This is a genomic window from Pontibacter mucosus, assembly GCF_003054055.1.
GTDB classification, from domain to species: Bacteria; Bacteroidota; Bacteroidia; order Cytophagales; family Hymenobacteraceae; genus Pontibacter; species Pontibacter mucosus.
On sequence record NZ_QBKI01000005.1, the window covers coordinates 192618 to 213800 of the forward strand.

The 21183-nt window shown below is 51.1% G+C and carries 12 protein-coding genes; 2 read left to right on the forward strand and 10 right to left on the reverse strand.

Translation table 11 applies throughout. The annotated features are described in order from the left end of the window. Positions 1–7: 7 nt before the first annotated feature. Positions 8–3043 carry a SusC/RagA family TonB-linked outer membrane protein gene (locus C8N40_RS11520; protein ID WP_108211913.1) on the reverse strand — a complete coding sequence of 1012 codons (3036 nt, stop codon included), beginning with the start codon at positions 3041–3043 and terminating at the stop codon, positions 8–10. A 1087-nt stretch (positions 3044–4130) separates the two neighbouring features. Between C8N40_RS11520 and C8N40_RS11525 the strand changes: the two genes are divergently transcribed. Continuing rightward, positions 4131–4307, forward strand: a complete 177-nt coding sequence (locus C8N40_RS11525; protein WP_108211914.1) for a DeoR family transcriptional regulator — start codon at positions 4131–4133, stop codon at positions 4305–4307. Positions 4308–4525: 218 nt separating this feature from the next. Here C8N40_RS11525 and C8N40_RS11530 read toward each other — a convergent pair whose 3' ends face one another. Continuing rightward, positions 4526–5974, reverse strand: a complete 1449-nt coding sequence (locus tag C8N40_RS11530) for a carbon starvation CstA family protein (protein ID WP_108211915.1) — start codon at positions 5972–5974, stop codon at positions 4526–4528. Between the two features lie 396 nt (positions 5975–6370). Between C8N40_RS11530 and C8N40_RS11535 the strand changes: the two genes are divergently transcribed. Then, positions 6371–7606: an ROK family transcriptional regulator gene (locus tag C8N40_RS11535; protein ID WP_108211916.1), complete on the forward strand. Its 1236-nt coding sequence runs from the start codon at positions 6371–6373 to the stop codon at positions 7604–7606. A 121-nt stretch (positions 7607–7727) separates the two neighbouring features. Here C8N40_RS11535 and C8N40_RS11540 read toward each other — a convergent pair whose 3' ends face one another. The 8 genes from C8N40_RS11540 to C8N40_RS11575 all read right to left on the reverse strand — a co-directional run bounded on the left by C8N40_RS11540 (position 7728) and on the right by C8N40_RS11575 (position 21167). Next, positions 7728–9773 carry a ligand-binding sensor domain-containing protein gene (locus C8N40_RS11540; RefSeq protein ID WP_146173557.1) on the reverse strand — a complete coding sequence of 682 codons (2046 nt, stop codon included), beginning with the start codon at positions 9771–9773 and terminating at the stop codon, positions 7728–7730. 186 nt (positions 9774–9959) lie between these two features. Then, positions 9960–11438: a RagB/SusD family nutrient uptake outer membrane protein gene (locus tag C8N40_RS11545; RefSeq protein WP_108211918.1), complete on the reverse strand. Its 1479-nt coding sequence runs from the start codon at positions 11436–11438 to the stop codon at positions 9960–9962. 17 nt (positions 11439–11455) lie between these two features. Beyond that, positions 11456–14566, reverse strand: coding sequence for a SusC/RagA family TonB-linked outer membrane protein (locus tag C8N40_RS11550; protein WP_245905086.1), 3111 nt, complete (start codon positions 14564–14566; stop codon positions 11456–11458). A 542-nt stretch (positions 14567–15108) separates the two neighbouring features. After that, the gene (locus C8N40_RS11555; RefSeq protein WP_108211920.1) at positions 15109–15837 is read right to left on the reverse strand and encodes an SGNH/GDSL hydrolase family protein; all 729 of its coding nucleotides are present in this window, start codon (positions 15835–15837) and stop codon (positions 15109–15111) included. A 150-nt stretch (positions 15838–15987) separates the two neighbouring features. After that, the gene (locus tag C8N40_RS11560) at positions 15988–17022 is read right to left on the reverse strand and encodes a Gfo/Idh/MocA family protein (RefSeq protein WP_425440661.1); all 1035 of its coding nucleotides are present in this window, start codon (positions 17020–17022) and stop codon (positions 15988–15990) included. 76 nt (positions 17023–17098) lie between these two features. After that, entirely contained in the window at positions 17099–19081 is a 1983-nt protein-coding gene (locus C8N40_RS11565) for a ligand-binding sensor domain-containing protein (RefSeq protein WP_108211921.1), read from the reverse strand. Beyond that, positions 19078–20151, reverse strand: a complete 1074-nt coding sequence (locus tag C8N40_RS11570; RefSeq protein WP_108211922.1) for a dihydrodipicolinate synthase family protein — start codon at positions 20149–20151, stop codon at positions 19078–19080. The genes C8N40_RS11565 and C8N40_RS11570 overlap by 4 nt, the downstream gene beginning before the upstream one ends. Next, on the reverse strand, positions 20151–21167 hold the full coding sequence (locus tag C8N40_RS11575) for a Rossmann-fold NAD(P)-binding domain-containing protein (RefSeq protein WP_108211923.1): 1017 nt from the start codon (positions 21165–21167) through the stop codon (positions 20151–20153). Before C8N40_RS11575 ends, C8N40_RS11570 begins: the two co-directional genes overlap by 1 nt. Positions 21168–21183 lie beyond the last annotated feature (16 nt).

Genomic DNA, 21183 nt, shown 5'->3' on the forward strand with positions numbered 1-21183 from the left:
CGTCTTTTTAGAATTTCACGTTTAAGCCCAAGGTGTAAGTCCTCGGTCTGGGATACTGGAAGAAGAAGATGTTCTGCCCCCATTGATCGCCTCCCCAGGAGGTAGCTTCAGGGTCATATCCCTGGAACTCGTCCGCGTGAATGACAAAAGCATTCTGTACACTTGCATAAACTCTTAGCGCTTTTAAGTTCAGCGCTGGCAAGAAGGTGTTGTCGAAGTTGTAACCCAGCGAGATAAGGTTGCCGCGCAAATAGGAACCGTTGGCTACCCATCTGCTGTCCACCTCGCTGTTCTGCCCGGCGTAGGCCTGGTTTCGTATTTCCTGCACCATGGTGTTCTGTCTTTCCGGTGTCCATCCTTCCGTCAGGATAGTACGAAGCCCATTGGCAATACCGGACCTGTCTTCTGTGGAGTGGTAAAACTGCTGCAGGATATCCACACCATACACAAACTGCAGGTCAACGGAGAGGTCAAGGTTTTTATACTGGAAGTTGTTGATGAAGCTGCCCGTCCAATCCGGAAGGCCTTTGCCAAGTATGGATTTCTCTCGTGCCCGCTTTGCCTCGCCCGGTACGGCACCTACTTTTGCGGCCTCATCCGCCTCGTCAGTGCCCCATGTTCCCAAGCGTTCATAGCCCCAGAAAGAGCTGACAGGCTCCCCGACACGCAGGATGGTCTGGCTGCCAGATACCCACCACGGTCCCATCTCAATGTCTTCGTCATTTTCCCCCAGCTTCTCTATCCTGTTCTTGTTGTAGTTGAAGTTCAGGGTAGACTCCCATCTGAAGGCGCTGTTGTCGATGTTGGTGGTGGTGAGCATCACCTCGATGCCCCGGTTAGACACGGAACCGATGTTATCTCTTACAGAACTGAAACCCGTGGAGTGTGGGATAGGCCGGTCGAGCAGCAGGTCGGTGGTTAATTTGTAGTAGTAGTCAAACTCCAGCCCTACCCGGTTGTTGAAAAGGCGGGCATCAAAACCCACATCAAACTGCTTGGTCCTTTCCCATTTCAGGTCCGGGTTAGGCATGCGCGATGGAAAGCTTGCCGTTTGTCTCTCCCCGCCTATCAGTACGGTACCGGAGGAAACGGTCGCCAATGACTGGTAAGTAGGTATTTCGGTGTTGCCTGTAACCCCATAGCTGCTTCTGAGCTTAAGATGATCCAGGAGGGTAGCGTTCTGCAGGAAGGACTCATTCGATACCACCCAGCCTACGCCCAGGGACGGGAAGAAACCATACTTGTTATTTCTCCCGAAGCGAGAGGAGCCGTCCACCCTTCCGGTCAGTGTCAGCAAGTACTTGTCTTTGTAGGCATAGCCGCCCCGCAGGAAGTAGGAGTTCATCGACCATTTCTCATACCCTGACTGTGGCGCACCCGGCTGACTGGCTGCTCCCATGTTATGGTACCTGAAAAAATCGTCGGCAAAGCCCCTGGCTTCCGCTGTGTTATACTCGTAGGAGCGCTCCTGCCAGCTAAGGCCGAGTACAGAGTTTATCCGGTGGTCACCAAGTTCCTTGTTATAGGACAAAAAGGTTTCCTCTTGCCAGTAATTCATGTAGTAATCACCGATAAAGGCCCTTCCCAGCGGACTCGATATATTCAGGAGGTCAGTAGGGTAATACTCTTTGAAGCTCCTGTTGTGCTTGTCGAAGCCAAACTGCGTCCGTAAATCAAGACCGGGTAAAAGGTGGAAAGTCAGATAGGTGTTGCCAAAATACTGTGTGCGATCCCTCAAACGGTCTTGCGTTTGTAGCACGTGTACCGGGTTAGCCATCCCCTCCAGGTTGTAGGCATCACTGATTAAACTGCTGTTACTCCAGGTGCCATCCGGAAACTTCACCGGGAAGATTGGGGGCATCTCGATCATAGTACGGCGTGGCATCTGGTGCCCGCCACCTTCTTCTGCCTCGTTCTCGCGGGTATAGTTAACGAGCAGGTTCACGCCAACAGAAAGCCATTTTTTAGGAGTGGCATCGTAGGCAACCTTCCCATTCACGCGCTCTAACCAGCTGTTCAGCATGATGCCTTCCATTTTGGCGTAGTTCAGGAAAGCTCCGAAGGAAGACATATTACCTCTTGTCTGTAAGGAGAGTTGGTGGTTATGGGAGATGGCCGTGCGGGTGGCCTCCTCCTGCCAGTCTGTATCATACAAGGGGTTGCCGCTGGCATCGAAAAGTCTGGGATCGGATTTAGTGAAGGTTGGAGTGACACCAGGCCGGTACTTGGGCGTATTCGCCATGCCCGTCTCCACCACCTGCAGCCACTCCTCGGCGTTGAGCAGATCCATCTTCTTGCGCATTTTCCCTACGCTTACAAAACCATCATACCCGACGACAACCCCTTCCGTCGCTGCTCCCCTTCTAGTTGTCACCAGGATCACACCATTGGCTCCGCGCGCTCCGTAAATAGCGGTAGAAGAGGCATCTTTCAACACCTCTATACTTTCAATGTCATTCGGATTGAGGAACTGAATATCTTCCATCACCACGCCATCCACTACATAAAGCGGACTGGAGGAAGAGTTAATCGTCCCGACTCCTCTGATAACGACGCGGGGGCTGCTGGTCGGTGAACCTGAATTCAGCTTCACATTCACACCGGCAATTTTACCCTGTAAACCTTGCAGTGCATTCGTAACTGGCGCCTTAAGCAACTCCTCCGAACTTACTACACCAACCGAGCCAGTTACATCCGATTTTCTTTGTGTACCATATCCTGTCACCACTACTTCCTCCAAGGCCTTGGCATCAGTTGCCATCGTTACATCTATGACTCTTTGGCCGCTTATTGGGATCTCCTGGGTTGCAAATCCTATGAAAGAAAAGACAAGCGTTCCATTGTTTTGCTCATCAGGCAGGGAAAGGGTAAAGCTACCATCGGCATTGGTGGAGGTTCCCAGGCTGGTTCCCTTTACAAGCACCGTAACCCCAGGCAGCGGCACTCCTTTATCATCCCGTACCGTGCCTGTTATCTGAAATTCATATCTGGTAGCAATAGCCGTGCTGACTTCTGGGCTAAGCGCCAGAGCAAAGGAGGTCATTTGAAGCTGTTCATGTTCAGCAGAATAGCCTTGCGCCGGGCTTATTCCCGCACTCATTGTGGTTACAGAGAGAAGTATGGCACGCCATACTTGCCCCCTTTCCCTTACATAGCTACCATTCAGGAAATCTGTAAAGCAGTGTTTCATAGGAATATATTTGTTATAAGATGATTTCGATAATTTGCTAAATCGTTTTATTAAAACGGGTTAGCAAGTGCGCTTTTGGCTTTTACCAACACTTCCCTCCCTTGTACCGGAGCGAAGAATTCACAACATCTATATCTTATTCCCCTACAAATGCAAAACCACCGTGCAGGGAACTGGTAAGTCAGAACAGGAACTCGCTATGTAAACGTCTGTTTATAAGGATTCTGGAACTATCCTTTTTAAAAGGTGGCTACTATTGGCTTAAATTAATTATTCCACTACTGAAAGCAATGCTACTTGCCAAATAAATAAGTAAGCAATCACATTTATAAAGTAAACAATCTCTCCAAAGGTTTTACTTTGTACAATACAGGGAACTTTGCCGTGCCTGAGATACTTGAAAAAAGCTAAGTATGTACAAACAGGCAGTTTTTTTATTTCTTTTAATTTCCTTAAAGATTCCTAATAACGGGTGCCAAGAAAAAAAGATTTAGAGTAGTATATATTAATACTTAGATTATAGCGGAAGAAACAATACTTTATCGCGGTTGCTTGTTGAAATACTCTGCATAGCTGCATCTGGTTGTGAGGAAGGTGCTCTTTGGATATCTCTACTTGACTTTTAATACCTGCAACTGGGAAAGTATGGAGAACTAATTGTTGAGTTACAGGCGGCCGAAAATTCTTCGCTGTTGATCCGCAGACCCTGGAGGTCAACGTCCTCCGGGAAGGCCTTGATCTGTTGACGATGGATGCGCAAGGCATCTTATACTTCAGGCTCGGGGCCGACCTGTGGAGCTATACACCCGATGCAGCGCTGAGGGAATAACCAGCTGTGCCCTAATTTATTCCTTCGATAATTATTAGGTTTTCACTATGTCCGGTGCAAAATAAATGCTATTTTCTACCTCTCATTCCTTGTTTAAGCAAAGAGCACACTATGGTAAGTATAGCTGAAAGGCATCAGCAGATCATTGACAGACTGCAACAGGAAGGCAAGGTAAACGCAGCTGACCTATGCACGGACATGAACGTTTCCTCGGTCACTATCCGGAAAGACCTTAAGCTTCTGGAGGACAAAGGGTTGCTTTTCAGGATGGGGCAAAGCTTAGAATAAAAGTTGTATTAGTAAGGACATAGGCCTTGAGTTGTGCCATACATAAGGGTAGAACCACTGCGGAAAAACATGCTTATCCATGGAATGGGACATAATCATTAGCAAGTGGCGTCGGCTACTTTATGGGCTGTTATTTTGTCTTAAATGAGGTCAGGCATATTTATGGACAGCTAATGCACAGCTCCTTATTAAGCTTCTGTTATGTAAAGTATGCCATGTTATTGAACCAACTCGACCTTTAGCTTGCTCTTTCTTCGGTGTAACTTCAGCATAGTTATGATAAGCAGAAAGCAGGAAACACTGATGCCAGTTGCATAAGCTATACTTTTCGGAAGATTAAACCCTTCAGGAGCCAGCAGAATGTAGGAAGTGACGACTGCACTCATAAAAATTGCCGGCAACAGGCTTATCCAGAACTGCTTCCCCTCCTTTATCAGATATACCGTCACAACCCATAACACAATCGTAGCCAGGGTTTGGTTTGTCCAGGCGAAGTAACGCCAAATGATACCAAAGTCTAACAGGGTAAGCCCATATCCTAAAGCAAACAAAGGCAGGCTGATCAGGATCCTGTTCATAAGCTGCTTCTGTTTTGATTTTGTAAGGTCTGCTATGATTAGACGCGCGCTGCGAAAGGCTGTATCACCAGAGGTTATAGGCGCTGCAACAACTCCCAACAAGGCAAGCACGCCCCCCACCTGACCTAACAGGGAGTTTGAAATATCGCTAACGATAAAGGCGGCATTTCCTTTCTGTTGTACCATCACCTCGTTTAGCCCCCCAACTCCTCCGTAAAAACTCATACTGATGGCTGCCCAGATCAGCGCTACAATGCCCTCGGTCACCATTGTGCCGTAAAAAATGCTTCGTCCCTGCTTCTCGTTGGTCATGCAGCGCGCCATCATGGGCGACTGTGAGGCGTGAAACCCAGATATAGCTCCGCAGGCTATGGTAATGAAGAGCATGGGAAACAGTGGAAACTTTTCTGGCGTATGGTGCTGGTTTGTCAGAGAGGACCAGGTAATCTCAGGGATCTGGATGCCATTTGTTAGCATCATAACAGCAATCCCTCCTACCATAAACAGCAAGGCGATGCCGAATAAAGGGTAAATCTTGGCAATCACTTTATCAATTGGCAGCACGGTAGAGATAAGGTAGTAGGTGAAGATCACCCACACCCACATGCGCACATCCCCTACCTCCCCTAGCACATCGTCTAGTATCTTGGCAGGTCCCGTAATGAACACTGCACCCACCATAATCATCAGGGCAATCGTAAACACCTGCATGAAACGCTTCATGCCTGTACCTAGGTAGTAGCCGGTTACCTCAGTGATGCTCTCTCCCTTGTGCCTGAGCGAAAGCATCCCGGACAAATAATCGTGCACTCCCCCGGCAAATATTGTCCCGAGCACAATCCACAGGAAGGCAGCTGGCCCCCACATTGCGCCAGCCACGGCGCCAAAAATGGGGCCCAGCCCCGCAATGTTCAGAAACTGGATCAAAAAAATCTTCCACCATGGCAGCGGCACATAATCTACATCATCCCGCATCGTGAGTGCAGGTGTCGCCCTGTTTGCGTCAGCCCCAAACGCACGTACAACTACTTTAGAATACAAGAAATAGCCCAGAACCAATGCCAGCACGGAGATGAGGAATGAAACCATACTTATACTTTTACCCGCTAAGTTTTATATTTAAAATGCTTCTGTACTTAGTTTCTTCTAAGAGAAGGGCCAACTCCTCCTTCCCACTTTTCCCGAACTTAACTTCCACATTGGCTTCCACAGGTTTCCTTACCCTCATCCTACCACTTATGTAAAATGTTTCTTGACCAGGAGAAGCAGGTGGTAGACATAAGGCAATCGTCTATCTGCTTATGATAGGCTGGAAAAAAAATTTAAAAAAATCACATAATAGCTTACTAAACTTAATAAAAAATCGACTTAATATCATTATATTTAAGTAATAAATTTAAAAACCTCAATAATATCTCCCTAGCTTAAAACAGTCGACAGCACGCTGCTTCCGGCTATTGCCTTATGTAAACCCATATAAGCTACATGAACATATTGGAAAACTCCTTATTAGAGGAATTTGGGAAAGAAAATATAACTGGCGTTGCCTATAAGAACGTCAATCAAAAGAGGAGTATCGTTTCTTATTTTGCCAATGCAGGCAATGCTACTATTGCAGAGCTGTGCAAAGAATTTACCTTAAGCGCACCTAAGGTAACGAGCCTCATCAACGACCTTATCAACGATGGACTGGTACGTGACTATGGAAAGGTGAGCTCCACGGGTGGCAGAAAACCGAACTTGTATGGCCTTGCCCCTGATGCAGGCTTCTTTCTGGGGATTGATGTGAAGAATAATTCCGTAAACATCGGTTTAACCGATCTTCAGAAGAACCTTGTCAAAATAGAGGAACATGTGCCTTACCTGCTCAATAACAGCGAGGAATCCCTGGCTGAGCTATGCAATATCATCAAAGGATTTATAGCCGGCCTCTCTATTCCCAAGTCCAAAATCTGGAGTATGGGAATTAACTTATCCGGCAGGATTAATTATGCAACGGGCCATAGCTACAGCTTCTTTCATTTCCAGGAAGATCCTCTGAGTAAAATTCTGGAGGAGGAAATCGGTATAAAAGTATACTTAGAGAACGACTCCAGGGCTATGGCTTATGGAGAGTACAGCAACGGCTCAGTGGATAATTATAAGCATGTGTTGTTTCTGAACCTGGACCACGGGCTTGGCTCAGGCATCATCATGAACGGACAGCTTTATTACGGCAAATCAGGTTACTCGGGTGAGTTTGGCCATATGCCTGTTTTTGACAACGAAATCCTTTGCCACTGTGGCAAGAAGGGTTGTCTGGAGACGGAGGCGTCGGGTTGGGCGCTGGTCAGGATGTTCAAGGAAAAGGTAGCAGAGGGATCTTCTACGTTAGTTATGCGCAACAAACATAACCTGGACGATGTGAGCCTGGAGAGCATTATTGATGCCGCTAACAACGACGATGTGCTGGCAATCGAGCTTATCGCCCAGATTGGAGAGAAGATAGGTAAAACCTTAGCAGGGCTTATCAATATATTTAACCCTGAACTGGTTGTCTTGGGCGGGGGCATGGCCGCTACCGGGGAATATATCAGACTGCCTATCAAAAGTGCTGTAAACCGCTATTCTCTGAGCCTGGTGAATAATGATACTACTTTTCAAATTTCAAGCTTAGGGAACAGGTCAGGCGTTATAGGTGCCTGCCTGCTAGCCCGTAACCGGCAGCTTGATCTGGGATGAGCCGATTAAATGCTCTGGCGGTTTTTACTAAAAAAGCCTGTACCCCGACGTCAAGGGATACAGGCTTTTTTATACAGGTACAAAACCGGGTTACCGCCCCTCCATGCACGTTGCCGTACTCTTAAGGCTCATAGCTCCATAGGTGTGTTCCTCTTCTAAAGTAGAGCTTGTTGTCTTTTCCCAACGTGAGCAAGGAGGCGTCCTTTTCCAACTTTTGAAATTCCATCGTCTCCGGATTTACCACAAACAGTTCGTCGTTGGCCGTACCGTACACCATGCCGTTCGGGTGCATCACCAGGAAAGCATCCCGCCACACAAAATTATTGGCCCTCTCCTCGCTAATGAAGTATAACTCCTGCATGGTTAGCACCTTCTTTTCTTCGATGCTGTAGGTAAACAGAGTGCCTCCCGCCACACCCCAAAGCTTACCGTCCGGGGCAACCTTGAGGCAGGTAACCGCCTTGGCACCCGGTACAGGCACTGTCTCAAACACTTTCTTGCTAGTCGTAGCGTCCCACACAAATAGTTTTCCTTCCTGCTCCGTCGGGTGTGCCCCAATGCCTCCCCAAACCGAGGTGCCACCGAAAACCATGTTCTTCTGATGGCAAAGCGCTACGATCGACTGGTTCTCCATCACCGCTTTGTGATCTACAAGTTTATCCGTTTGGGGTTCGTACTCCAGCAGAGAGCCTCCTAACAGGCCATATTCCGGTACCATGCCAAAGAAAATGGTCCCCTTCTTATCAGCGCTTGCAATAGCGAAAGGTCGGCTCTGCCCTTGTACCTGCTGGATCAGCCGGGGATTCTGTTGCGCCATGTCCCATGGCTTTCGCGTGTCATACACATAAAGCCGCCCATGCGGATATACCCCAAAGTAAATCCGGGAACCTTGAACAGCCATGCCTTCTGTCTGGTGCAAGCCCTTTAGCGTTATGGTTTTACCCGTAGCCGGATCAAACACCCCGTGGCCTCCGGCCACGTAGCCGGCGGTCCAGATACGTCCATCCGGTCCGCTCATAACAGATTGGATTGGAATCGGCAGCTCCGGCACATCGAGCTTTGCCACCGTAGATTTTCCCGTGGCAGGGTTATACTTGACAACTTCCTTGCCCGAGGTGATCATGGACAGTCCCTCGCCCTTTGACCAGTTCATGGTAATGGCACCGGACGTGGCCATCACTTCTTTTGCCTGCTCTGCCGGTTTAGTCAGGTCAAGGGTGTGCAGCTTGCCATTTGAAGTATAATACACCAGCTTTTTATCCGGTGAAAGCGAGGCAGAGCGTACATCCAGGTTACCCAACACCTGCTCTACCTTTTTGGTGTTCAGATTGATGACCAAGCTCTTGTTCTCGCCTCCCCTGGTGATCAGGGCCAACAGCCTATCACCCCCTTTCACACCGGGCAGCAGGCTCATATTGTACACAAACTCATGGTCCTTGAACTCCTGAGGCAGAAACTCGGTCTTTTCGCCTGTTCTGGGATCCAACTCGACCAGATGGGCATGCGACCCTACTCCGGCATAGATTTTACCTGTTTTCTCATGGTATACCAGGCTCCGCACATACTTTTCGCCCTCTACCAATGGCCCCTTTCCCACATCGCTGAAGCCATCTTTGGGATGGTAGCGGAACACCCTGCACCCTGGATAGGTTGCCCCGAAAATCTCTCCGTCTTTGCCGGCAGCTAAATCCCACAGGTAGGTCTCGCCCGACAAAGTATAGCCCAGGTTTTCAATCTGCTGGGTGCCAGGGCGGTGCTTGAACAAGTAGCCGCTGGCGCTGGGCACATACAACCAGCCGTCCGAAGAAACAGCCAGGTCCCAAACACCATCGGTTTTTTTGAGTGGCAGGTCTACCACCAACTTGTTGGTCTGCACGTCATAGCCCAGCAAATGCGCCGGCTCCCCGCGCACTACAGTATAGGCCATTTCACGCCCCTGGTCGTCTTTGGCAAACACACTTCCCTGAATGGCGGCGGCTCCTACCTGAGGGCCCAGATCTGTGAACTTACCGGCACCAGGAGTGGCTCTGGCTACTGCATCTTTGGGCAAGGCGCTCTTCCCCTCCCGAGGCACTGCGGCTGTTTGGGCTGTTTGCTTTGTCTGCCCCCAACCTGGGAAGCTACAGAGCAGAAGTCCTAGGCAGTATAAGAGTATATGTTTCTTCATACTTATAGTCTTATGTTTGATGTTATACTTCCCCAGGCTGTAAGCGCAACCATTGACGTATGTCCATACTTCAGGCAAGCCGGGCAGGTACTGTCTTAAAAGAAGTTCCTGCCCTGGAAGTAGTAGCCCTGCAGACCACACCACCAGGGCAGGAATCCTTCATCAATAAAGCTTTATGTCACTCAATTAGTACCCTGGGTTCTGCGTCAAAACGCCCGGTGCTGACTGATCGATCTGGCGCTGTGGAATGGGGAAGTACTTTAAGTGCTCTTTCGGGGTCAGGCTTACGACCAGAGCCGTTTGCGTATTGTTGTTAAACCCTCTCTCTTCTCGGGTAAGGCTCATGTACCTGCCGGTGCGCACCAAATCGAACCAGCGCTCATTCTCAACGGCAAACTCCAGCTGGCGCTCGAGCAAGAGTTTATCATAGAAGGCCTCTTTGCTCGAAATATCCGCCAACGTATAGTTGTTGGCCGCGCTTCCAAACGCCCGTTCCCGCACCTTGTTCAGTTGAGCCAGCGCCTGATCTGGCTGCCCCAGTTCGTACAGCGTTTCAGCGTAGAGCAATACCACATCCGCAAAACGAATCACCGGCAAGTCCAGTCCGGAAGAACCGTACGTATGGGTTACCGCATACTTGTTTATATAAGGATACCAGATGGGCGGGTTGTTCGGGGTAGAAGGAGGAGTCCAGAACTCTTTTATGGTAGCCGCCTTTCGGGTATCTCCCTCCTGGTATTGCTTGTGCAGGCTCCAGGAAGGCAGGGCCATCTCGTTGCCGCGAGACACGATCCCAATGGCGCCGCTGTTCGGAATAAAGGCCGTAGACAACGTATGGCCGTTCGTACCATCCACATACCTGATGCTGAAGATCGTCTCCCGGTTATCCTCGGTTTCCAGTTTCCAGAGCGAGGCAAAATCGTTCACCAGGCCATACCCGGGGTAGTCGTTCAGAAACTGCTCCAGGTACGTTTTCGCGTTATTCCAGTCTTTCTGGTACACGTATACTTTGGCCAGCAGCGCCACTGCCGCCGCTTTGCTGGCCCTGCCCTTGGCGATGTTGGCCTGCAGCGGCAGCTTCGTGATCGCCTCTTTCAGGTCCTCCTCAATCAGGTCATAAATCTCGCTTTCCGAGGCTCTGCCGATTGTTCTCGATTCCTCAATTTTGGAGATGGTGGCCGTAACTTTTGGCACTCCCCCGAAGGCCCGCACCAGGTCGAAGTAGAACAGGGCCCGCATGAACTTGGCTTCCCCTACCAGTTGGTCTTTCTGTCCGTTGGCGTAATTAAGTGGCTTGTCGATGTTACCCAGCACAGCATTGGCCCGGAAGATGCCGTTGTAGGAACTTTCCCAATAGTTGGCCACCTGCGGGTTATCGGGCGTAAAGGCCAGCAGGTCCGCTTCGTTTGCCCCGGCCACCGCCGTGTTGTTAGACATGTACAGGTTGTCGCTGGGCATTTCCAGGATCAGGTAATCGTTGGGCTTGCGGACCTGCAGACGGTTGTACACACCCAGCATGGCCAGGTCCAGGTCCTTGGCATTGTTAAAGGCGTTCACCTCCGTCAGGGCCGAAGGGGGTGTCATTTCCAGCAACTCGTCGTGGCAACTGCTCAGGGCAAGTGCCAGGCACAGGGCGGCTACAGAAGTATAAATTGTTCTTTTCATTTCGCTTCAGGAAGAAATTAAAAACTCAGGTTCACACCAAACGTCACAACACGGTTAACCGGCTCGGAGCCGTTGTTAAAGCCAGGGCGGCTGTTCACTCCCCCGATCTCACCGGCGGTAAAGCCCTCCGGATTATAGCCATGGAAGCCCTTCTTGGTCAGCATCAGCAGGTTGCTCACCGAAGTATAAAGGCGGAGGTTATCCATGCGCAGCTTATCCGTGATAGAGCTAGGCAGCGTGTAGCCCAGGTTCAGGTTGCGGATAGTCAGGAAGGAGGCATCCTCGATGTACACGTCAGCAGAAGTCTGGTAGGTGAGCATGCTAAGCGCACTGGCGGGCATTTTACCGTCTCCCGGCTCCGCTTCCGACCACCACTGGGTTTCCACCAGCGAGCGGCGCATGGCCCCAGCCAGGGCTCCCTGGTAGTACTCGTTCTCGAAGTTGTACATCTTGGCACCCAGCGAGGCCTGCATGGCAATGCTCAGGTCAAAGTTTTTCCAGGCGAAGTTGTTTACCATACCCAGGATCATCTTGGGCTGGAAGTTGCCAAGTATAACCCTGTCCTCCGGCGTGATTTCTCCGTCCCCGTCCACATCCGCAAACTTCGTGTTTCCAGGCTTGGAACCGGCCCTGATGGGTGAGTTAGCCACATCTTCTGCATTCTGCAGCACCCCAATGGCCCGGTAGCCATAGTAGGAGAACATAGGCTCGCCAACTTTGAGGATCCAGCTCATGCCATAGGTATCGGTGAAGATTCTTTCCTCCACGCCGCCCAGGCTCACCACCTCGTTTTTGTTGCGGGCCAGGTTAAAGTCAGTCTCCCAGGTAAAGGCGCCTACCAGGTTCTTGGTGCTGAGCTCCACTTCAAAACCATGGTTTTTGATCTCGCCGATGTTGGAGATCGCATCGTTGAAGCCGGTGATGCCCGGGATGCCTACAAAGTATAAAAGGTCGGTAGTGCGCTTGTCATAGTAGTCTACTACTACGTTGAGGCGGTTGTCGAACAGACCCAGTTCCACGCCCACGTCATAGCTGTTGGTTCTCTCCCACTTGAGCTCCGGGTTGCCGAAAGACACCTGCGCCTGCCCTTTGGCCAGCTGGTTGTTCGGTGAGTAATTCACGCTGCCCACGCGGCCCAGGTAGTCAAAGTCGCCGATGTTGAAGTTACCGGTGGCGCCGTAGCTGGCACGCAGTTTCAGGTTACTGATGGTCGGAATGGCATCCATGAAGTTCTCCTCCGAAACTCTCCAGGCAACCGAAGCCGATGGGAAGTAACCCCACTTGTTGTTCGGTCCGAAGCGCGAGCTACCATCTGTTCGGATAGAGCCGGAGAACAGGTACTTGTCTTTAAAGCCATACTGCAGGCGGGTGAAGTAGGACACCAGGCCCCACTGTGATTTGGAGGTGCTGGTGGCACCGGCGTTCACGATGGCGTTGTTCAGTGTCTCGATGATGTCGTTGTTATAGCTGCCCGCTACCGCCCCGATGGTGGCAAAGCGGTTCGTATACTTCTGGTAGGAAGCACCTGCTATACCACTCAAAGAATGGATATCCCGGAAGGTCTTGTCGTAGCTAAGCACGTTCTCATTCACCAGGTTGATGTTCCGCGCATCGGCGGAGGAGCCCGAGGAAACACCGGCGTTCGAGGCATAGGAAGCCTGGAAAGTCTCGGCAGTGTTGTAAGAGATGTTGGTACCCACGGATGACTTGAAGTTCAGCCCCTCCAGCAGCTTTAAGCCCACATAGGCCTCGCCAATATTATTCATCGTCGTGGAGTAATAAGAAGAGCCGTTCAGGATGGCCAGCGGGTTCACACCGCCCGTTACCACCACGCCCCAGTAATCACGCGCTTTCGGATAGGTGCCATCCGGGTTTTGCTTGGCCACAAAAGGCGGGTATTTTACCAGCGGGTTGATATCCAGCGGCGAGTAGCGGCGGTTGGAGAAGCTTGGGTTGATGTTAAAGCCCACATTCACGGCCGAATTCACTTTCACATCCACGTTGGCCCGCACCGAGTAGTTTTTGTACCAGGTGTTGAGCAAAGTGCCCTGCTCGTTTTTGTAACCACCCGACACGTAATACTTCACGTTATTCGTGCCGCCGCTCACCGAGAGGTTATAGTTCTGCATCGGGGCGGTGCGCAGCACTTCGTCCTGCCAGTTGATGTTGTTTTCTTTGATGGCCGGGTGCACCTGGTACTGTGCCGGACGGCGGTCATCGCCCCAAACCGGGATAGAAGGGTCTCCACCGGCCCACACGAACTCGCGGTTCTGGTAACGCACCACGTAGTCATAGTATTCCTGGCCTGAGATCCAATCGTCATGGCCCATGGCCTTGGAGAAGCCGCTATAGGCATTGAAGTTGAGCTTCGGCTTGCCTGATCTTCCTTTTTTGGTGGTCACGATAATCACACCGCCCGCACCCCTGGAGCCATAGATGGCCGCTGAAGAAGCATCCTTCAACACCTCAATCGACTCCACGTCGTTCATGTTGATGCTCTCCAGGTTACCACCCGGAAAACCGTCAATCACCACCAGCGGATCGTTACCGGCACTGATAGACCCGGCCCCGCGCACGCGGATAATCGGCGCTGCGCCCGGAATGCTTCGGTTCTGGGTAATGTTCACACCGGCCAATCGGCCAGCCAGCGCCGCCTCAGGCCGCCCTGCCGGAATCTGGTCCAGTTTGGTGTTCTCGACCTTGGTAACGGCTGCCGTAACGGAGCTCTTCTTCACCGTGCCATAGCCAATCACCACCACTTCCTCCAGCGCTTTGGCGTCATCGGCCAGCGTTACGTTGATGATTCCAGGACCATTGACCGGCACCTCCTGGGTAACCATGCCTATAAAGGAGAATACCAAGGTGCCAGGCTTATCCGGAACGCTCAACGTATAGTTACCCCCGGCGTCGGTGGAAGTGCCCAGGGAAGTTCCTTTCAGCACCACGGTTACTCCCGGCAGGGCTTCCCCATTCTTGGTAACAACCTTTCCGGACATGACCCATTCCGGAAGTATAACCTCTGGGCTCAGGATGGTTTCTGTGTCCCGGCTGTGCGCAGCAGAGGCAGAGAAACAGAGGAATAAGATGGCAAATCCCCTTCGCCACCGCTGGGTAAACGTTTTTCTCATATTCAGGCTATTATTAAGAGTTGATGTTTATCAGGAAAAAACAATTAATCCATAATGCCTCAAGAATAGAAAACGACTACAGCAGTCTTGCCTAACCACAATTTTCCTTGTTTCTCCTATCTTGGTATTTACCCAGGCTTATACCTGTCAGCAGCCATCTTTGGAGCATAAATGCAGGGCTGCCTCTGTATCATGTAAGAAAGGGCTAAAGCCCCCAAACAGACTTCGTACACATCTGATTAACGCGTTTTACGCAAAGGATCAGCCAGCATAAACACCGCGTCTATCCCGCTCTTCCTCCCCGATCCCATTGAAAATTATATCAGCCACCAAGTATAACCACGGCCCTGAAGTATATTATCAGGTTCCGTTAATAATACAAGGAGTGCCTTTACCGCCGGATGTGGTTAATCTAATTTTTATTCAACTTTAAGCTAATATACAAAATATATTTTTAATTGTATTTTATTTGCAAATTATTTAATAAATAGGGTTTGTATTTCTTAAATTCATGATTAAAGAAAGCTGACTAAGTAAAAAAATTATGGCTGTTCTCTATTGATCATGCTGCTCAGGAGCGCAGGATAAGTATCGCCTTGCGCTGTGCCGGCGCCTGCCATGTAGCTACCGTAGGTCATACTGTCTCCAAAGCAGACGATCTTCTTTTTACCTTTCAAAAGCTTTTTCTCCTCCAGATAAGTATAGATGGTTTTTGCCATTAGCTCATACCCTTCTTTCGTGGGATGAATCCCGTCGGGCTTGCCCAGATTTTTCTCGTTGATAAGCAGTGATTGCGCTTCCCGGTTTGGCGATCCGGTTGCTTTGAAAAGGGTATTCAGATCGATGAAGTGCAGGTTGTTTTCTTCGGCAAGTGCTCTGACGATCGCCCCAGCCTTCTCTACCTTAACATTCAGGTCTTCGGCGTAGAGCCGGCGGTCGTGCCGCCCGAGCACATACCCGGTATCGACCGGTGGCGGGGCCAGCAGCACGAGTTCAGCCCCCCGGGCCTTTATTTTCCGGATAAGGGTCAGGTAATTCTCCTTGTACTCCCTGTAGTCAACCAACTTGTGTGAGTTGACCATGTCGTTGGTGCCAACCATCATAATGACTAAATCCGGCTGTTCGGCCAGCACATCCTGCTCTACCCGCTGTAGCAGATCCCGGGTGTTATGCCCTGGCACCCCTTTGTTAAGTATGATGCACTGCGCAGAGGCAGTACCCGACAGGATGGCGAAAAAGAGTAACAGGACGATATACTTTAGCTGACTCATACTGTGAGCTTTAAAACCGATTTAAAAATTCTGGCTATACTTGTTGTTCTGCCTCCCCTGCCCACTGCATTGAAGACATGAAAGCTTGCTTACTCATCATGGTAGGCGCTGTTCCATCGGGGATGTAGCACATCTGTAAGTTTATACTTGTTAAGACTTGCTGGCCCCGGCCTTTTTAAACATTTCCTCCAGCGTCACCGGAGACCCTCCCCGCTTCTTGCTTTCATCCGCCGCATCCATAAACGCCAGGATCTCGAGTGTCTCGGCAGAACTTACCGGCGGCTTTCCGGTATCAAAAAATTTTGCTATTTCTACCAGCATGGGATTATAACCAGTAAAAGGGCCCAGCGATACAATACCTTTCTCGGCAAAGCAATTACCCCCAAAGTCTGTCTTACCTGTCCGTATCCCCCTGAAGGTGCCTACGCGGTTATCCTCCCAAGTGCCGACGACCACGTCAGCCCCTTCCGTATAGTAACGGGTTACACTTTTGCATCCTTTGCCCATCACCGAGAACAGGGTTTCCACGCCATGGATACCATACCAGTATAGATCCGGGTGCGTACGCTCCAGGGTGGCCGGGCTGTAGGTGTCGGCGCCGTATACTTTTCCATACTTGCCCTGCATCACCTCCTGCACATTGCCCATAAAACGCAGTGAGGAAGAGGAAAACACAGGTACATTGGCTTTCTCGGCAGCTTCAAAAATAGCGATGGCGTCGCTCAGGGAGGCTGTCATGGGCTTATCGATAAAGAGCGTTTTTTTCGCCTTGATGACTTGCAGGGCCTGCTCCAGGTGCAGCCGCCCATCGTTTGTCTCCAGCAGCACCACATCCACGTCCGACAGCAGGCGCTTGATAGAGTTTACTATCTTGACCCCATACTTCTGTATTTCCTCCGTGTACCCCGGAATCCGTGCCACACTTTCCTCAATGTCTTTGCTGCCGTGCGGGTAAGCTGCCATAACCTTGTAGCCGCCGTACTCCGGCCCAGCATCGGACGCATTAAACGTTTTAGTAAAGGCGATGCTATGCGATGTGTCCAGTCCGATTATGCCTATTCTTTTACCTTTCTGGGGTTTGGGATCCTGAGCCAAAGCAGCTAATGGCGACAGGCTCAGGCCTAGGCCCAGACTGGCCAAGGTAGCAGACTTCAGGAACAAACGGCGGTTGGTGTATGCTATCACGGTATAATAAATGTTCGTTTAAACTAAATTTACAGCTACTCTACAGGGTGTTATACTTCTTACCAAGTAGCGATACTTACTCCACGGGGGCTTCCGGCTCGTACAGCCACAGGTCCATCCCTCTTTTAAAGTATAATTTCCCCTGATTGTCCATGACCGGCATACCTACATTTTCATCCAGCTGCGTCATCTGCTTGGTGTTGGGGTCAATCTTTAAGAATTTGCCATTGACAGCGGCATATACTGCCCCCGAAGGGTGCAGTATCATGAAGGCACTACGCCAGATGTGGCTAGGTCGGGTATGAATCTCAAACAGCCTGTGCGTGGAGATGACGCTACGGTTAGGCACATCAAGTATAAATAAGTCTCCATCGGCAAAGCCCCAGATGTTGCCATCCGGTCCCTTCATCAAACCGGTGATGGCCATCGCGCCGGGCACCGGCACTATCTCAAATGTTTTCTGCCTCCGCACAGGATCCCACCCAAAGACCTTGCTCTCGGCTTGGGTTGGTTTCCCGCCAAGCCCTCCGAAAATGGAGGTTCCTCCAACCACAATGTCTCCTGCTTCAATCAGGCTTACAATCGACTGATCCGGTATCAGGTTGGTCAGAACTTCCAGCTTGTCGGTGGCCACGTCGTACTCCACCAGGGCGCCGCCCAATTGCCCATACCCTGGCACGGTGCCGAAAAGCACCTTGTTCAACTTCTCCAGGCCCAGCACAGCAAACGGACGATCCTGCCCCTTGATCTGCCCCAGCAGTCTGGGGTTGTTTTGCTTCATGTCCCAAGGCTTTTTGGTGTCATGGGCATACAGCCGCGCCTTGGCATAAATCCCAAAGTATATTTCAGAGCCCAGGTTGGCCAGCCCCTCTGTCTGGTCTAAGCCCGGCAGTTGCCTGTTCTCTCCGGTAGCCGGGTTATAAGTGGCATGCCCACCAGCCAGGTACCCGCCCGACCAGATCAGCCCGTCCGGCCCAACGCCGATAGATTGAATATCAATCGGCTGCCCTGGAATGTCTACTTTCTCAGTCGTAAGCTTGCCGGTTTTGGGATTATAAGTATGGATGTGCTTGCTGCTTGTCAGCAAGTATAACAAGCCGTTTTTGCCCCAGCGGATCGTCTTCGTTTCCCCTTCGGTACTGGCCAGTTCTTTCGACTCCGGCGCTTTGGTTGCATAGTCTATTTCGTAGAGCTTTTTGCCTGCCGTGTAGTATACTTTAGAGCCCTTTGAAACTTTGATGAGGGATTTCACATCCATAGTCGGCATGTACTCCTCAAACTTTTTTGTCTTCAGGTTATAGATGGTGGTAACCCGCTCAGTCTGTCCGGTTAGCCAACCAAACACCCTGTCGCCCCCTTTCAGGCCATGCACTAAGTTGATATGGTAAATCGCCTCCTGATCTCTGTCATGGTCGGGAAGGAGCTGTTTTTTCTCGCCCGTTTTCGGGTCCAGTTCCACCATCGCCGAGTGCGAGGCAATGCCTGCGTATACTTTGCCTGTTGCTTGGTGGTAGGTCACGCTCCGCACATAGTTCTCCTCCTCCACCAAGGGGCCGCGGCCCACATCGCTGAAGCCGTCTTGGGGGTGGTAGCGGAATACCCGGCAACCCGGGTAGGTACCACCGAAAATTTCCCCATCCTTGCCTGCTGCCAGGTCCCAGATCACTTTTTCGCCGGGTAATACCGTGCCCAGGCTCGTGACCGCGTCAGTGCCTGGCACATGCTTGAACAGCACGCCGTTAGCAGCCGCGATGTACACGGTGCCGTCCGTTGATACCTCTACATCCCAGGAGCCATCCGTGTCAGCAAGCGGGGCGTCCACCACTAGCTTGAGCGGGTCCAGGCTGTAACCGATAAAATGGGCCGGGCGGCCTCTCACCACGGTATAGACATAGCTCTTTCCGGCCGCATCATCGGCAAAAACGCTCCCTTGGATAAGCGAGGCGTACACTTGCGGCCCAAGATTTGTGAACTTACCGGAGGGGATCTGCGCCCAGCCGGGGGAAAGGCAAGCCATCCCCAGCCAGAGCAGCACAGCAAAGGATAACGTACGCATCATACCAGGATGTTTTCCTTTTTCAGAAAGGCTTTTACAAATTCGTCATCGTGCAGGTGAGGATAAGCGGCATATACCCTCTCGATCTCCTCCATTTGGCCTTCGGAGAGTTCTTCGTTTGGATTGAGGCACCAGCGCCCCTCCAGCAATCCTTGCCTTCGCAATATTTCATGTATGCCCGGAATGCAGCCATGGAAAGCATGCGCCGGGTCGAACATGGCCGCATTCACATCGGTCACCTCGATGCCTTTGGTTAAGAGTGCATCCGCAGCTTCTGCTGTTCTATCCTTACGGTAGGCCTTGATTTCCTCCAGCAGTTCCACTGCCTTGCGCGTCCAGACGGCCCAGTGTCCCAGCAGGCCGCCTACAAACTCTTTTTCCACCCTTTGCCCATCGATGGTAAAACGGTAGGTCGTCATCAGGTCCGGGATGATGTTGTCGTCGTTGCCGGTATACATGGCAATTTCGTCTCTTCGGGAGGAGTGGCAAACGGCCCGCATCACATCCAGGGTTTGGTAGCGGTTGAAAGAAGCGACCTTGATGGCCACGATGTTGTCGATCTCAGCAAATTGATACCAGAAGTCGTAGCTAAAAATGCGGCCACCCACCGACGGTTGCAGGTAAAAACCAAACACGGGCATGATGCGGGCTACTTCCCGCACACGCTCCAGTATCTGCTCTTCCGACCAACCCTGCAAACCACCCATACTTAGCAAGCCAATGTCATAGCCATATTTTAAGGCGACTTCAGCCTCTTGGATGGCCTGTGCCGTCGGGCCGCAAATACCTGCCACTTTAATGAACGGGCGGTCGAGCTTTGCTTTCTCCACCTCTTCGGCGGCCAGCCTAAGTACGGTTTCATACAGGTTGATCTTGGGGTCACGTATCTCGAACTGTGTAGAGTGCACGCCTACTGCCACGCCACCGGCACCACTAGCCATATAATAGCGGGTCAGCTGGCGCTGCATGCGCTCATCCAGTTTCCGGTCAGCGTTAAGGGCCAGCGGGTGCGCCGGAATGACGGTGCCCTCGTGCAACAATGCTTTAAGTGTTGTGTCTAGTATCTGTGCCATTAGAATTTTCCTTCTCTTTCCTGAAAATGTGTGGCCTTGCCAAAAGTAGAGCCACCCTCTGTTAACCATAAGGCAGTGATATCGATGATTTCGCGGATAGTCACCCGCGGGTAGCCGAACAGTTTATGCGCCTCCGAGGCATTGCTCAGCAAGGCGGTTGGTTGCACTTCATGAACGAACTTTGGCTCTTTGTCAAATAATTGGCCGAACTGCTCGGCCACCCATTTTACCGACAGCGTCTCAGGCCCTGTCACGTTGAGGATTTTGGCCGGGGCCTGGCAGTGCAAGAGCGAGCGCAGCGCGATCTCATTGGCGTCGCCTTGCCAGATCACGTTCACGTTACCTGTTCTAAGGTCTATTTCCCGGCCCTCATACACGGCCCTGGCTATCTCCAGTAGCACGCCATAACGGAAGTCAACAGCATAATTGAGGCGGTAAATGAGGGTGGGTGTGTTGTTCTTTTGCGAGAAGTACTCGAAGATACGTTCTCTGCCGAGGCAGGACTGGCCGTACTCCCCTACCGGAGAAGCGGCAGATTCCTCTGACAAACCGCCTGAGGTTACTGGGACAAAGGGGTACACGTTACCAGTTGAAAAAGCCACAATGTTAGAGTCTCTATACTTTTCGGCCACGCGGCCAGGCAGGTAAGCGTTCATGGCCCAGGTAAAGGCTTCCTTGCCGGTAGTCCCAAACTTGTTTCCCGCTAGGTACAGCACGTTCTCCACCTCCGGTAACTTCCTTAGTTCCTCTTCATGGAGTAGATCAGCTGCAATCGTTTCGATGCCATGGCTCTCCAACTCATCCCGCAGGCTCCCATCCGAAAACCTGGAAACACCAATGATGCGTTTGTTCAAGCCTGCTTCCTCCACCGCACGCCGGGCCAGCTTGCCCATACTTGGTCCCATCTTCCCGCCAATGCCCAGAAGTATGATATCTCCTTTGATCTTGGCCATATCCTGCAACAGCCTGTCGGAAGGGCTCAACAACTCATACTCTAATTTCTCTAAGTCTTTCATTCGTATCTGCTTAAGT

Excerpts from the sequence above, each read along its gene's own strand:
- C8N40_RS11520 (WP_108211913.1), bottom strand. The coding sequence starts at position 3,043 with ATGACCTCCTTTGCTCTGGCGCTTAGCCCAGAAGTCAGCACGGCTATT.
- C8N40_RS11525 (WP_108211914.1), top strand. The coding sequence starts at position 4,131 with ATGGTAAGTATAGCTGAAAGGCATCAGCAGATCATTGACAGACTGCAA.
- C8N40_RS11530 (WP_108211915.1), bottom strand. The coding sequence starts at position 5,974 with ATGGTTTCATTCCTCATCTCCGTGCTGGCATTGGTTCTGGGCTATTTC.
- C8N40_RS11535 (WP_108211916.1), top strand. The coding sequence starts at position 6,371 with ATGAACATATTGGAAAACTCCTTATTAGAGGAATTTGGGAAAGAAAAT.
- C8N40_RS11540 (WP_146173557.1), bottom strand. The coding sequence starts at position 9,773 with ATGAAGAAACATATACTCTTATACTGCCTAGGACTTCTGCTCTGTAGC.
- C8N40_RS11545 (WP_108211918.1), bottom strand. The coding sequence starts at position 11,438 with ATGAAAAGAACAATTTATACTTCTGTAGCCGCCCTGTGCCTGGCACTT.
- C8N40_RS11550 (WP_245905086.1), bottom strand. The coding sequence starts at position 14,566 with ATGAGAAAAACGTTTACCCAGCGGTGGCGAAGGGGATTTGCCATCTTA.
- C8N40_RS11555 (WP_108211920.1), bottom strand. The coding sequence starts at position 15,837 with ATGAGTCAGCTAAAGTATATCGTCCTGTTACTCTTTTTCGCCATCCTG.
- C8N40_RS11565 (WP_108211921.1), bottom strand. The coding sequence starts at position 19,081 with ATGATGCGTACGTTATCCTTTGCTGTGCTGCTCTGGCTGGGGATGGCT.
- C8N40_RS11570 (WP_108211922.1), bottom strand. The coding sequence starts at position 20,151 with ATGGCACAGATACTAGACACAACACTTAAAGCATTGTTGCACGAGGGC.
- C8N40_RS11575 (WP_108211923.1), bottom strand. The coding sequence starts at position 21,167 with ATGAAAGACTTAGAGAAATTAGAGTATGAGTTGTTGAGCCCTTCCGAC.